Source organism: Variovorax sp. GW821-FHT09D05 (genome assembly GCF_059416325.1).
Window position 1 is genome coordinate 148,632 of the sequence record NZ_JBWKOZ010000011.1, and the last position, 14,163, is coordinate 162,794.

Below are 14,163 nucleotides of genomic sequence, written 5' to 3' on the forward strand. Positions count from 1 at the left end.
AGGACTTTCGGAAACTTGTCTTGAAGAGCGTCACGCGTCGGCAACTTGTGCGACCACATGGCGCGCAGCCACCTGCGCACCCACCGCGACATGCAGTGCGACACGACCGGAACGCGGCGCGCAGTGCACGTGCTCCATCTTCATCGCTTCGAGCGTGACGAGCGGCTGGCCTGCGGCGACTGCATCGCCTTCGGCCACCAGCAGGGCGATCACGCGGCCGTTCATGGATGCGCGCAGCAGGCCGTCGCCGGCGGTGCCGTCGGTGCGGAGCACCGCTACGTGCGTGAGGTTCTCCAGCTGGAACGACTGGCCGCGGAAGTGGAAATCCACGCGGTCGGGCTGGCGCACGACGAAGGCCTGTTCGGACAGGCCGCCGCACGAGAAGCGGAGGCTGCCGTCGCCGGGCAGTGCGAGCAATGCGAGCTGCGCGGGTGCGTCGTTGTCCAGTGCGATGTCGAACCGGCCAGCGCCGCGCGGCGTCACCCGGGCCGCGTGTACCGTGCCGTCGAGCGCGAAGCGAAGGGCGTTGGGCAGCGTGTGTGCGAGCGGCGAGGGCCAGCCACGCTCGCCCAACTGGAGCAGCAGAGCAGCGAGCAATGCGGCGCGGGCGTCGTTCGCCGCATCGGTGGCGAGCAGAGCGTCGAGGTGATCGCCGATGAAGGCGGTCGTAGCAGCACCGCTTGCGAACACGTCATGCGACAACACACGCTGCAGCAATTGCTGGTTGGTCGAGATGCCGAGCGTCACCGTGTCCTGCAGGCCCGCGATCAGCCGGTGCCGGGCTTCCTCGCGCGTGCGGCCATGCGCCACGAGCTTGGCGATCATCGAGTCGTAGAAGGGCGGCACGGCGGCGCCGTCACGCAAGGCGTGTTCGGTGCGCAACGCGGCAGAGGGCCGCCACGCCGCGAGCGTGCCGCTCTGCGGCATGAAGCCCTGCTGCGGATCTTCGGCGCACAGGCGCACTTCGATCGCGTGGCCGGTGATGCGCACGTCCTGCTGCGCGAGCGGCAAGGGCTCGCCGGCCGCGACGCGCAGTTGCAGCTCGACGAGGTCGAGACCCGTCACCGCTTCGGTCACCGGGTGCTCCACCTGCAGGCGCGTGTTCATTTCCATGAACCAGTACTGGCCTTCGGCGTCGAGCAGGAATTCGAGCGTGCCCGCGCCTTCGTAGGCGATGGCTTTCGCCGCGGCGACGGCGGTTGTGCCCATGCGTTCGCGCAGTGCGTCGGACACCGCCGGCGAGGGCGCTTCCTCGACGACCTTCTGGTGCCGCCGCTGCACCGAACAGTCGCGCTCGCCAAGGTGGATGGCGTTGCCGTGCCGGTCGGCGAATACCTGGACCTCGACGTGGCGCGGCGCGACGATGGCGCGCTCCAGGATCACGGTGGCATCGCCGAACGCGTTGAGCGCTTCGGACTGCGCGCTATGCAGTTGTCCGGTGAAGTCGTCGGCCGATGTCACGAGCCGCATGCCGCGCCCGCCGCCGCCCGCAGTCGCTTTGATCATCACGGGCCAGCCTATGCGCGCCGCCTCTGCGGCCAGCTTCTCCGTGCCCTGGTCTTCGCCCTGGTAGCCCGGAATGCACGGCACGCCCGCCGCCTGCATCAACCGCTTGGCGCCGGCCTTGTCGCCCATCGCGCGAATGGCTTCCGGCGACGGTCCGATGAAGACCAGCCCCGCGTCTCGGCAGGCCTGTGCGAACGCTGCGTTCTCCGCGAGAAAGCCGTAGCCCGGATGCACTGCATCCGCACCGCTGGTGCGCGCGGCCTCGATGATCGCGGCGATGTTCAGGTAGCTCTGTGCGGGCAGAGATTCGCCGATCCACACGGCCTGGTCGGCCTGCCGCACATGTTCGGCATCCGCGTCGGCGCTGGAATACACGGCCACCGTGCGGTAGCCCATCGCGCGCGCCGTGCGCATCACGCGCACCGCGATCTCGCCGCGGTTCGCGATCAGGATCTTGCGGAATGCACTGTTCATGGCCGCGCCACCGAAAACTGCATGGGTTGCGGCACGCGCGCATCGGCATCGCGGCACACGGAAAGAACTTCCGCCAGCACCGCACGCGTGTCGCGCGGGTCGATCACGCCGTCGTCGAGCAGCAGCGCGCTGGTGGTGAACACGCTCATCTGCCGATCGAAGCGCTCGACGATCTGCTGCTGCATCGCATCGATCTTCGCGTGGTCGACCGCACCCTTGCGTGCCATGCCCGCCTCCATGACGATGGCCATGGTCTTCGCCGCCTGCTCGCCGCCCATCACCGCTGTGCGCGCGTTGGGCCACGAGAAGCAGAAGCGAGGTGCGAAGCCCCGCCCGCACATGCCGTAGTTGCCCGCGCCATAAGAGGCGCCACAGTGCAGCGTGATCTGCGGCACGGTGGCGTTGGTCACGGCCTGGATCATCTTCGCGCCGTGCTTGATGATGCCGGCCTCCTCGTGCGCCCGGCCCACCATGTAGCCCGTGATGTTTTGCAGGTAGACGATGGGCGTGCGCGTCTGGCAGCAGGCCTGGATGAAGTGCGTGGCCTTGGTCGCGCCGTCGGAATCGATAGGGCCGTTGTTGGTGACGATGCCCACGGCATGCCCTTCGAGCCGGATGTGGCCGCAGACGGTGGCGCTGCCGTAGTGCTCGCTGAACTCCAGGAACTCGGAGCCGTCGGCGATGCGCGCGACGACTTCGCGCATGTCCACCGGCCGCCGTCCGTCGCTCGGCATGATGCCGAGCAGGTCCTCGGCGTCGTAGCGCGGCGGCATGAACTGGCGCGGCGCTTCGTTGCGCGCCCAGTCGATGCCGCCGAGGATCGAGCGCGCGATGCGGATGGCGTCGCGGTCGTCTTCGGCCAGGTAGTCGCCGAGGCCCGAGATGTGCGTGTGCATCACCGCGCCGCCCAGTTCTTCTTCGGTCGCGATCTCGCCGGTGGCGGCCTTCAGCAGCGGCGGCCCCGCGAGAAAGGCCCGCGTGCGGTCGCGCACCATCACGATGTAGTCGGACAGGCCCGTCTGGTAGGCGCCGCCCGCGGTCGAGGAGCCGTGCGTCACCGTCACCACCGGAAGCCCCGCGGCCGACAGCCGCGCGAGGTTGCGGAAGATGTTGCCGCCGCGCACGAAGTCCTGCACGCGGTAGTGCATGAGATTGGCGCCGGCGCTTTCCACCAGCTGCACGTAGGGCAGCTTGTTTTCGAGCGCGATCTCCTGCACGCGCAGCTGCTTGTCGAGGCCCATGGGCTGCAGCGCGCCGGCATCGATGCCCGAGTCGGAGGCGTTGACCATGCAGCGCACGCCCGACACCTGGCCGATGCCGGAGATCAACCCTCCGCCGGGCACGCTCTTGGCCAGATCGGGGTTGTCCTGCCCCAGCCCCGCGAGCGAGGCCAGCGGCAGAAAGGGCGCGCCGGTGTCGAGCAGCAGCGCGATGCGCTCGCGCGGCAGCAGCTGCCCGCGCTTGGCAAAACGCTCGGCCGAGGCGCCGGAGGCCGCGACGGCGCGGGCCTCGTGTGCGCGCACCTGGTCGAGCAGCGCGAGCATGCCGGTGCGGTTGGCCTGGAAGGTGTCTCTGGCCGCTTGCAGCCGGGATTCGATGACGGGCATGGGAAGAGTCTGGGCAGGTCGCTTGTTTTCGCTCTGCACAGACTCTAGGGGGCGGGCGCCGCGCCCGCTTGCGCCTACTAGCTGGTCGTCAGCCGGTCATCAGCTGGCGCGCGCGCGTGGCGCGGCAACGGGGGCGTCGAGGCTGCTGCCCGTGACCACCCAGTAGATGAAGATCAGCACCGCGCCGGCCGTGCCGAACACCGTGAGACCCATGTAGCTGCCGCCGATGGCCAGCGCGTCGGCGGGCGCGGCTGCGATGCAGACCATGCTGGCCGCACTCATGCCCACGTAGTGCATGGTGCAGACCGCCACGCCCATCACGGCAGCGGCCGCGACCTTGTGCGAGAACTTGCGCAGGTTGAACGCCAGCCACAGGGCGGCCGCGGCGGCGGTGACGGCGATGAGCACCGACAGCCCGACCACGGCCAGGTCGAAGTTCATCGAAGCGCGCATGCTCATCGCGAACATGCCCATGTAGTGCATCACGCAGACGCCGATGCCGGCCAGCAGGCTGCCGGCGAGCCAGCCCGATTTGCTGAACTTGCGCCGTCCACCGGCCATGTACAGCGCAATGCCGGAGATCAGGATGGCCGCCACCAGCGACACCACCGTGAGCGGCATGTTGTACGAAATGGCCACCGGCAGGCGGTACGCCAGCATACCGATGAAGTGCATCGACCAGATGCCGATGCCGCCCAGCGCCACCGCGGCGCAGGCCACGACGGCGAGGTTGGGCTTGCCGTCGGCGCCGACCATGCGGCCGGCGCAGATGAGGGCCACCAGCGAGCCCGCGAATGAGATCAGGAAGGAGAGCGCCACCATGCCCAGGGAGTACTCGGGCGACAGGAGTTGGCCTACGACGAGCGGAGTCATGCGATGTCCTTTCAAGTTCAGGAAAAGAGCGCCTCGCAGACCTCCCGACTACCGGATGCAATCGGGACGCCACAAGACGTCCCGCGCAGTCTGTAATATTTGTTTTTAAAAGTAAACTCCAATTTACACTTATTGTTACGCTACCTTACGGGGCGAATTCGATATATCGCATTGTTGCGATCGGCCGACATGTAGATCGTGCCGTCGCGTCCCACGGCGACGCCCGTGACCACGTAGGGCGGAGGCAGCCCGGGGCCGGGCGCGAGGCCGATCGGCAGGTTCTCGGCGACCGTGCGGCGCGTGCCGTCGGGGGCGATTTCCACCAGCCGCCGCGCCGCGCTCTCGGCCACGATGAAGCTGCCCCACGGCGTTTGCGCCACGCCTTCGGGCAGCGCCAGCCCGTCAGCCACGGTGCGCAACGGCGCGCTGGCGTCCAGCGGAATGCGCGGCAGCTTGCCGGCCGCCTCGGTCACGTAGAGCGCGCCGTCCTGGCCGACGATCATCTGCACCGGGCCGTTCAGGCCGCTAGCAAGCACTGACTTTTCAGTGAACTTCGGCCCGCTGGCGCGGGTGATGCTGCCGGTAGCTATTTCGGCGTAGATCACGCTGCCGTCGGGCATGGGGATGGCGTCGAACGGTGCCTTCAGGCCGTGGATGGTTTCTACGGTCTTCAGCGTCTGCCGGTCGACCAGCTGCACCGTGCCCGTGAACCACGAACTCAGCGCAAAGAGTTTTGGCGACAGCCCCACTGCGAACGGGTAGTCGAGATCGGGCTCGCGCTGCATGCGGAACACGTCGCGCACCTCGCCCGTGCGCACGTCGACCTGGCGGAAGCCGAAGACGTCGGCCACCCACAGGTCGTTGCCGTCGATCTTCATGCCGGCCGGCACCGCCACCTTGCCGCTGGTGAGCGTGCGAAGTTCGCCGGTGGCGGGGTTGAAGGCCTGCACCTCGTTGTTGGCCATGTTCGACACGTAGATCGTGCCGTCCGGCGCGATGGCCAGGTTGTCGAGCGAGGCCCGCAACTGCTTTGCGACCGTCTTGCGCCCGGTGGCGAGGTCTACTTTCACCAGCTCGCCGCTGCGCGCATCGACCACCCAGAGGTTGCCCTTGCCGTCGAGGTTGGCGGCGGCCGGGATCTTGAAGCCGTCGGCGATCACGGTCATGTTGCCGTTCGCCGGGTCGATCTTCACGACCTGTCCCTTGAACCACAGCGGCCCGTAGAGCATGCCGTCGGGGCCGGCCTCGAAGCCGTTGAAGCCGCCCATGTCCTTCTTGATGAGCCGCGGCGGCTTCTGGCCTTCGCGGTCGATCTCCCACAGCGCGTCGCCCAGGAACACCTGCGAGGCGTAGAGCTTGCCGTTGCGGCGGTCGAAGTCGAGCGAGTTGAGGCCGGGCAGGTCCTTGGCCAGCACGCGCATCGGGGCGGTGTCGCTCTCGCGGTAGCGCAGCATGCCCATGAGGTAGTTGGTCCAGGCCAGTTCGCCCTTCGGACCCACGGCGATGTCGTCGGCCTGGCCCTCGGGCGCGTCGATGAGCACCTTGGCCGCGCCGGTGTTTCGGTCGACCTCCCACAGCGTGTTGCCGACGACCGAGCCCGCGAGCAGCCGGCCCTTCGCGTCGATGGCCAGCCCGTGCACGCCTGAGAAGGACGACGGGGCGACCAGCGCTTCAGGAGCGGCCCACGATGCTGGCCGCGTGGCAGGCGATGGCGGCGCGACCGTGCTGCAGGCGCCCATCAGGGCGAGGGTGGCGGTCAGCGCGACCGCGCGAAGGCTGCTTCGACAGGGCATGGCGTTTTCTCCTCTTGTTGATGCGCGAAGCAGTCTAGGAGGCGAAAGGGGCCGCAAAGTCTCTCCGGAGACACTATGCGGACTTTCGTCCGCTGTGGATTACCCGAGCCCGTTCAGCCGCGCAGCAGCTGAGTGACCGTGTGGATCAGCAACCCCACCAGCCCACCCACCAGCGTGCCGTTGATGCGGATGAACTGCAGGTCGCGCCCGATGTGGCGTTCCAGTTCGAGCGTCATCTCTTGCGCGTTCCACTCGCCGACGCGTTCCTCGATGTAGCGGCGGATGTCTTCGCGGTAGCGCTCGATGGCCAGCGGCGCGGCGGCCTCGATCTGCTCGTTGATCCAGCGGCGGATGGCTTCGTCGCCCTGCAGCCGCGTGCCCAGCGCGCCGGCCATCGAGGCGAGGCGCTGGCGGATGGCCGAGTCGTCGCGGCCCAAGTCGTCGTGCAGCCACGCCAGCAGCTCGCCCCACAGCCCGTGCAGGTAGTCGCCGAGGGCGGGGTGCGCGATGAGCTCGGCGCGGATCTGCTCGCCGCGCTGCTGGAACTCGGGGTCGAGCTTCAGGCGCACCACGAAGTCGTCGACGAAGTGATCGAAGCGCTTGCGCATCGGATGGTCGGGCTCGGCCGCGAGCTCGCCGATGGTGCGCGCCACGGCCGCGACGATCTTGCGCGTGGCCAGCTTGGCCGCCACCTGGTCGAGGCCCACGTAGCGCAGCGTCTTGATCTCGCGCGCAATGGCCTCGGTGATGTGCGCCTGCACCTCGTCGCCTTCAAGCAGGCCGGCTACCTGCTGCAGCACGTCGTCGAGCAGGGCCTGGTGGCGCCCGCCGGCGGTGAGCGCATCGAGCGCCTGGCCCGTCAGGCGCGAGAGGTCAATTTTTTCGAGGCCGGCTGCGGCGGCACGCCCCATGAAGTCGCGCACCCGTTCGTCGTCGAAGGCCGAAAGCCCGTAGCGCGTGGCGGCCACGCCCCATTCGCCGAGCTTCTCGCCGCTGGCGGGGCGTGCCAGCCAGTCGGCGATGCGCCCGGCCGCATCGAACTGCCGCAGCTTGCCGAGCACCTGTTCGGTGCTCAGGAAGTTGTCGCAGATGAAGCCCGCGAGCTTGGCGCCGATGCGGTCCTTGTTGCTCGGGATGATCGCGGTGTGCGGAATCGGCAGGCCCAGCGGATGGCGAAACAGCGCCACCACCGCGAACCAGTCGGCAATGGCGCCGACCATCGCGGCTTCGGCAAAGGCGGCCACGTAGCCCCAGGCCGGGTGCTGCGCATGAAGCGCGCTCGCCACTGCGTAGAGCAACGCCGCGCCGCACAGCAGGCCGAGCGCGACGCGCTTCATGCGCCCCAGCGCATCGCCGCCGTTTTCTGCGGGTTCAGCCAATGGCGGGCGTGGACGCGAGACGTTCCATGAACAGCTCGCAGCGCGCGAGTTGCTCGAGGCTCACGAATTCGTCGGGCTGGTGCGCCTGCTCGATGCTGCCGGGTCCGCACACCACGGTGGGGATGCCGGCGTTCTTGAACAGGCCCGCTTCGGTGCCGAAGGCCACCAGCGTGGTGCGTTCTTCGCCCGCCAGGCGCTGCGCCAGTTTGGTGATCGGGTTGTCGGCCGCGCCAAGGAAGCTCGGAATCTCGCAGATGGTCTCGAAGCTGAAGCCCGCGTCGGGCGCGACCTTTTTCATCGCCGGTTCGATGCTGCCCGCGTAGGCCACCACGTCGGCCTGCATGCGCTTGGCGTCGGCGGTCGGCAGGTCGCGGAATTCATAGCGGAACTCGGCGTCGCGCGGCACCACGTTGTCGGCAATGCCGCCGTGGAACTGGCCCACGCTCGCGGTGCTGAAAGGCACGTCGAAGCCCTCGTAGCGGGGCTCGTTGCGCTCGAAGTCTTCCGCCATGTCGCGCACCTTGCCGATCACCCGGGCCGCCATTTCGATGGCGTTGACCGACTTCGGCGTGAGCGAGGAATGCGCTTCCTTGCCGCGCACGCAGCACTTGTAGCGGTACACGCCCTTGTGCGCGATGGCGGGCACCATGCTGGTGGGTTCGCCCACGATGCAGGCGATAGGCTTGATGTTGGCGTCGCGCATGTCGGCGATCAGTTCCTTCACGCCGAAGCAGCCGATCTCTTCCTCGTAGCTGAAGGCGAAGTGCACCGCGAAAGGCGAGTCGCTCTCGAGGAAGCGATGGGCATTGGCCAGCGCGATGGCGATGAAGCTCTTCATGTCGGCCGAGCCGCGCCCGTAGAGGCGCTCGTTCTGCACCACGGCGGAGAGCGGGTCGACGCTCCAGTCCTGTCCGTCCCAGGGCACCGTATCGGTGTGTCCCGAGACGATCACGCCGGCTGGCTTGCCTTCGCCCAGCGTGGCGAACAGGTTCGCTTTGGTGCGTTCGGCGTTGTAGGTGATGCGGCTTTTGACGCCCAGGGCCGCGAGGTGGCTCTGCGCGAAGTCGATCAGTTCGAGGTTGCTGTTGGCGCTGACGGTGTTCATGCGCACCAGGGTCTGGGCCAGCAGCAGGCTTTGGGGGGAAAGCGTGTGGAGCATGCAACACATTCTCCCGGAAGTCGGCGCCGCGCGTGCGCGGATGTCGAAGCCTTCACGCGAAGCGGGTACGCTGCCCCTCTTCTTTTGGACGGAGAAACCAGCACCATGCGCACCCTTCAGATCGCCTTGACCGCCACCGCCGCCCTCTGCGTGGCCGCCTGCGGCACCACCGGACCTTCCAGCAACAAGCTGCTGACGCTCGACGGCAACCCGCCGCTGGTCATCGCCCACCGCGGTGCATCCGGCTACCTGCCGGAAGAAACGCTCGAAGCCTATGCCCGCGCCATCGAGCTCGGCGCCGACGTGATCGAGATGGACCTGATCTCCACCAAGGACGGCGTGCTCATCGCCCGCCACGACCCCAACCTCGCCATCAGCACCGACGTGGCCAAGCATCCCCGCTTCGCCTCGCGCAAGAAGACCATCAAGATCGACGGCGAGACCCAGACCGGCTGGTTCAGCAACGACTTCACGCTGGCCGAGATCAAGACCCTGGGCGGCATCTCCACCGACGCCGAGCGTCCGCAGGAATTCAACGGCAAGTTCAAGATCGTCACGTTCCAGGAGATCATCGATTTCGCCAAGGCCAAGTCGAAGGAAACCGGCCGCACCATCGCCATCTACCCCGAGACCAAGAACCCGACCTACTTCCGCGACCTGGGCCTGCCCCTGGAAGACAAGGTCATCGCCGCCATCAACGCGGCCGGCTGGAACAGCAAGACCGCGCCCATCTACGTGCAGTCCTTCGAGCCCGGCAGCCTGAAGTACATGAAGAGCAAGGGCCTGAACACCCGGCTCATCCAGCTGATCGACGGCGACAGCGTCGACCTGAAGACCGGCGCCGTGACCTTCGCCGTGCCCAGCGACCGCCCCTACGACTGGACCAAGGCCGGCGACAAGCGCAACTTCGACGCCATGGTCACGCCCGCAGGCCTGGCCGAGATCAAGACCTACGCCGACGGCATCGGCCCGTGGAAGCGCTACATCGTGAGCATCAAGGGCACCATCGGCGCCGACGGCAAGCCGGTGGACGTCAACAAGGACGGCAAGATCAACGACGCCGATGCCACCTCCACAGCGCCCACCTCGCTGATTGCCGATGCGCACAAGGCTGGCCTGTTCGTGCACCCATTCACCTTCCGCAACGAGTCGCGCCGCCTGGCGTCCGACTACAACAAGGACGGCAAGAACGAATACGGCGTGTACTACAAGCTCGGTGTGGATGGCGTGTTCACCGACTTCACCGACACCGCCTTGGCTGCGCGCGCCGACTACCTGAAGAGCATCGGCCGCTGAGCGGAGGCATCGTCCAGGCATGACCACCGACCTGTCGCCGCGCGACCTCGAACTGCTGCGCATGGCCATCCGCCTGTCGGACGAGTCGAAGGCGCGTGGGCGCCATCCCTTTGCCGCGCTGGTGGCGAACGAGCATGGCGAGGTCGTCGTCACTGCGGGCAACAACTCGATGCCGCCAGAGGGCGACCCCACGCAGCACGCCGAGCTGGCCGCCGCCGCGCAGGCCGCGCGCCTGCTCACGCCCGAGCAGCTCGCGCGCTGCACGCTGTTCACCAGCGCCGAGCCCTGCTGCATGTGCGCGGGCGCCATCTACTGGACGAACATCGGCCGCGTGGTCTACGCGCTTTCAGAGCATGCGCTGCTCGGCCTGACCGGCGACCACCCCGAAAACCCGACCTTTTCGCTCCCCTGCCGCGAGGTCTTTGCGCGCGGGCAGCGGCGCGTCGAGGTGGTGGGGCCGCTGCTCGAAGAGGAAGCCTCCGCGCCGCACGTCGGCTTCTGGACCGCCGGGCACTGAACCCCGGGTGCGCACGCGGGGTGCGCATTTTTGGTGGTGCCTCGAAACGCCAGAGTGGATAGACTGGCATTTTGAGACGTCCACGCCATGAAACTCATCGACTCGCTCGTCACGCAGGCGGCTGGCATCGCCGCCGTCCGACGTGACCTCCACGCCCACCCCGAACTCTGTTTCCAGGAAGTCCGCACCGCCGACGTGGTGGCAGGCAAGCTCACCGAATGGGGCATTCCCATTCACCGTGGCCTGGGCACCACCGGCGTGGTGGGCATCGTCAAGAATGGCTCCAGCAGCCGCGCAGTCGGCCTTCGCGCCGACATGGACGCGCTACCCGTCACCGAGCTCAACACCTTCGCCCACGCCAGCAAGCACCACGGCAAGATGCACGCCTGCGGCCACGACGGCCACACGGCCATGCTGCTGGCGGCCGCCCAGCACCTGGCGAAGAACCGCAACTTCGACGGCACCGTCTACCTGATCTTCCAGCCCGCGGAAGAGGGCGGCGGCGGCGCCCGCGAAATGATCAAGGAAGGGCTGTTCGAGCAGTTCCCCATGGATGCAGTGTTCGGCATGCACAACTGGCCCGGCATGAAAGCGGGCCAGTTCGCCGTGAGCCCCGGGCCGGTGATGGCCTCGGGCAACAAGTTCCACGTCAACGTGATCGGCAAGGGCGGCCATGCCGCGCTGCCGCATACGGGCATCGACCCGGTGCCTATCGCCTGCGAGATCGTGCAGGCCTTCCAGACCATCCTCACGCGCAAGATGAAGCCGACCGATTCGGCCGTGATCTCGGTCACCACCATCCACGCCGGCGAAACCAACAACGTGATTCCCGACAATTGCGAGCTGTCGGGCACGGTGCGCACTTTCTCGCTGGAGGTGCTCGACCTGATCGAGGCGAAGATGAAGCAGGTCTGCGACCACATCTGCGCGGCGCACGACGCCACCTGCGACTTCCGCTTCGAGCGCTACTACCCGCCCACCATCAACACCGAGGCCGAAGCCGACTTCGCGCGCCGCGTGATGGGCGGCATCGTCGGCCCCGAGAACGTGCTGAAGCAGGAGGCCGCCATGACTTCCGAAGACTTCGCCTTCATGCTGCAGGCCAAGCCCGGCGCCTATGCCTTCATCGGCAACGGCGACGGCACGCACCGCGACGTGCACCACGGCGAAGGCCCGTGCACGCTGCACAACGCCAGCTACGACTTCAACGACGACCTCATCCCGCTGGGCGCCACCTGCTGGGTGCAGATCGCCGAGCAGTTCCTCAAGCCCGGCGGCGCAGCGACATGATCGGCATCGCAGAGGCCTTTTCGCCGCGCTACGCCCAGGCGCGCCAGAAGTTCCTGCAAGGCTGCGTGAGCGCCGGCCTCACGGTCGAGCCGCATGCGCACCCGCTCAAGGGGCGCGACGGCGAAGACCTGTCGATGGACGTCGCGCTCGACGGCGACGCGAATGCGCAGAACCTGCTGATCGTCAGCAGCGCCTGCCATGGCGCCGAGGGCCACTGCGGCAGCGGCGTGCAGGTGTTCGCGCTGCACGACGCCGAATGGCGCGAGAAGGCCAAGGCACAGGGCGTGGCGGTGCTGTACGTGCATGCGCTCAACCCGCACGGTTTTTCCTACGGCCGGCGCGTGACGCACGAGAACGTCGACCTGAACCGCAACTTCATCGACTTCTCGAAGCCGGTGCCGGTCAACGAGCCGTATGCCAAGCTGCACGACCTGCTGCTGCCCGCCACCTGGCCGCCCACGCCCGAGAACCAGGCGGCGGTGGACAAGTGGATCGCAAAGCACGGCGCCACTGCCTACCAGGCGGCCGTGACCAGCGGGCAATACCAGTTCGACGATGGCCTGTTCTTCGGCGGCAAGGCGCCGACCTGGAGCAACAAGACCCTCCGCGGCGTGCTCAAGCGGCACGCGGGCAACGCGAAGCGCATTGCCTGGATCGACCTGCACACGGGGCTGGGCCCGAACGGTCTGGGCGAACGCATCTTCGCCTGCCGCGACGACAAGGTCGCCTATGCGCGCGCCAATGCGTGGTGGGGCACGCCCGCCGCGCCCGTCACCTCGATCTACGACGGCTCCTCGACCTCGGCGCTGCTGCGCGGGCTGATGTGGGACTCCGTCTACGAGGAGTGCCCGCAGGCAGAGTACACCGGCATCGCGCTCGAATACGGCACGCTGCCGATCCTCGAAGTGACCGGCGCGCTGCGTGCCGACCACTGGCTGCACAAGCACCCCCAGGCGCCGGCCGACCTGGCCGACGGTATCCGTGCTCGGATGCTGGAAGCGTTCTATACGGACACCGATGCCTGGCGCGGGCAGATCGTCAGCCAGGCGCGGCAGGCGATGTTCCAGGCTGCTGACGGGCTCAGCGGCTGACCTGATCGGTCAGCACAAGCCCCTAAGTCCTGACCCGCCCATCCCCAGTCAGCATCGAGAGCTCGACGAACTTCGATGCCACGTGGTTCTTGGCAGAGAACGACACCTCGAACCCGCCAAACTGCTGGCGGTCGATGCTTTCCAGCCCCGCGATCAGGCTCTCGCGCGTGGGCTTGCCCGGGGCCTTGCGCAGGCCCTCGGTCAGCACCTTGGCGGCCAGGTAGCCCTCCATGCTCGAAAAATTGGCACTCGCGCCGCCGCCGGCCTTGCGTACCGCCTCGGTGAACTCGCGCGCCAGCGCATTGGCCTGGTTGTAGGGCGAGGGCACCACCTGCGTCACCATCACGCCGGCCGCGTCCTTGCCCAGCTCGTCCGCCAGCGCCTGCGTGCCGACGAAAGACATGTTGAAGAAAGTGCCGCCGTAGCCCGCCTTGCGCGCCTCGCGGATGAAGGCCGCGCAGGCCTTGTATGCACCCACCTGCACCACTGCGTCGGGCCGCGCCGCCACGATGGTCTTCACCGCCTGCGCCACGTCGGACGAATTGCGCTCCACCGTGGCCAGCGCCACCGGCTTGAGCTGCTGCTCGCCGAGCGCCAGCGTCACGCCGTCGAGCCCGGCCTTGCCGTAGGCGTCGTTCTGATAGAAGACCGCGATCTTCTTCAGGCCCAGGTGGGTGAGCTGCTTCACCATCAGCGCCGTCTCGTCGTTGTACGAGGCGCGCAGGTGGAACACATTCTTCTGGAAGGGCTCGCGCAGCGACATCGCGCCGGTGAAGGGGGCCACGAACGGCACCTTGTCCTTCACCGCCAGCGGCAGCGCCGCCAGGCTGGTCGGCGTGCCGATGTAGCCGAAGAGCGCGAACACGTCTTCCGAGATCAGCTTCTGCGTGTTGGCCGCGCAGCGGTCGGGCTCGTAGCCGTCGTCGAGGTTCTTGATGACCACGTCGCGGTGCCCCGACTGGGCGTTGTACTGGTCCAGGAACAGCTTGGCGCCCTGGTGAAACTGGATGCCCAGCTGCGCCGCCGGACCGGTGAACGCTGCCGACTGGCCCAGCACCAGCGGCGTGTCGCCTTGTGCCCGCGCAATGCCGAAACTCCCCAGCGTGGCGGCCGCGCCTGCGGCCAAAGAAAAATGACGTCGATTCAACATGATGAAAACCCACTCCCGCGCTCTGACT

11 protein-coding genes are annotated in these 14,163 nt (G+C 67.7%); 4 read left to right on the forward strand and 7 right to left on the reverse strand.

The window, feature by feature from the left end; translation table 11 throughout:
* Positions 1-30 precede the first annotated feature (30 nt).
* The 6 genes from AC07O3_RS27825 to argE all read right to left on the reverse strand — a co-directional run bounded on the left by AC07O3_RS27825 (position 31) and on the right by argE (position 8,791).
* Positions 31-1,980 (reverse strand): acetyl/propionyl/methylcrotonyl-CoA carboxylase subunit alpha, encoded by a 1,950-nt coding sequence (locus tag AC07O3_RS27825; protein ID WP_495340823.1) that lies wholly within the window; start codon positions 1,978-1,980, stop codon positions 31-33.
* On the reverse strand, positions 1,977-3,587 hold the full coding sequence (locus tag AC07O3_RS27830; protein WP_495340824.1) for an acyl-CoA carboxylase subunit beta: 1,611 nt from the start codon (positions 3,585-3,587) through the stop codon (positions 1,977-1,979). Before AC07O3_RS27830 ends, AC07O3_RS27825 begins: the two co-directional genes overlap by 4 nt.
* 99 nt (positions 3,588-3,686) lie before the next feature.
* Positions 3,687-4,460: an MHYT domain-containing protein gene (locus tag AC07O3_RS27835; RefSeq protein WP_093053681.1), complete on the reverse strand. Its 774-nt coding sequence runs from the start codon at positions 4,458-4,460 to the stop codon at positions 3,687-3,689.
* A 140-nt stretch (positions 4,461-4,600) separates the two neighbouring features.
* A complete protein-coding gene (locus AC07O3_RS27840; RefSeq protein ID WP_495340825.1) occupies positions 4,601-6,253 on the reverse strand; it encodes a Vgb family protein in 1,653 nt (550 codons plus the stop codon).
* Positions 6,254-6,366: 113 nt separating this feature from the next.
* Positions 6,367-7,632, reverse strand: a complete 1,266-nt coding sequence (locus AC07O3_RS27845) for a DUF445 domain-containing protein (RefSeq protein ID WP_495340826.1) — start codon at positions 7,630-7,632, stop codon at positions 6,367-6,369.
* Positions 7,625-8,791: an acetylornithine deacetylase gene (argE, locus tag AC07O3_RS27850; protein ID WP_093053687.1), complete on the reverse strand. Its 1,167-nt coding sequence runs from the start codon at positions 8,789-8,791 to the stop codon at positions 7,625-7,627. The genes AC07O3_RS27845 and argE overlap by 8 nt, the downstream gene beginning before the upstream one ends.
* 105 nt (positions 8,792-8,896) lie before the next feature.
* On the opposite strand from argE, the gene AC07O3_RS27855 reads away from it, so the two are divergent.
* The 4 genes from AC07O3_RS27855 (at position 8,897) to AC07O3_RS27870 (ending at position 12,985) form a co-directional block, all read left to right on the forward strand.
* Positions 8,897-10,087, forward strand: a complete 1,191-nt coding sequence (locus tag AC07O3_RS27855; RefSeq protein ID WP_495340827.1) for a glycerophosphodiester phosphodiesterase — start codon at positions 8,897-8,899, stop codon at positions 10,085-10,087.
* Between the two features lie 19 nt (positions 10,088-10,106).
* Positions 10,107-10,604, forward strand: a complete 498-nt coding sequence (locus tag AC07O3_RS27860; RefSeq protein ID WP_097200559.1) for a nucleoside deaminase — start codon at positions 10,107-10,109, stop codon at positions 10,602-10,604.
* An 87-nt stretch (positions 10,605-10,691) separates the two neighbouring features.
* Entirely contained in the window at positions 10,692-11,894 is a 1,203-nt protein-coding gene (locus AC07O3_RS27865; RefSeq protein ID WP_489014817.1) for a M20 aminoacylase family protein, read from the forward strand.
* A complete protein-coding gene (locus tag AC07O3_RS27870; RefSeq protein ID WP_495340828.1) occupies positions 11,891-12,985 on the forward strand; it encodes a M14 family metallopeptidase in 1,095 nt (364 codons plus the stop codon). Before AC07O3_RS27865 ends, AC07O3_RS27870 begins: the two co-directional genes overlap by 4 nt.
* A gap of 22 nt (positions 12,986-13,007) precedes the next feature.
* Here the strand turns inward: AC07O3_RS27870 and AC07O3_RS27875 are convergent, their stop codons facing one another.
* The gene (locus AC07O3_RS27875; RefSeq protein ID WP_093053698.1) at positions 13,008-14,135 is read right to left on the reverse strand and encodes an ABC transporter substrate-binding protein; all 1,128 of its coding nucleotides are present in this window, start codon (positions 14,133-14,135) and stop codon (positions 13,008-13,010) included.
* Between the last annotated feature and the right edge of the window lie 28 nt (positions 14,136-14,163).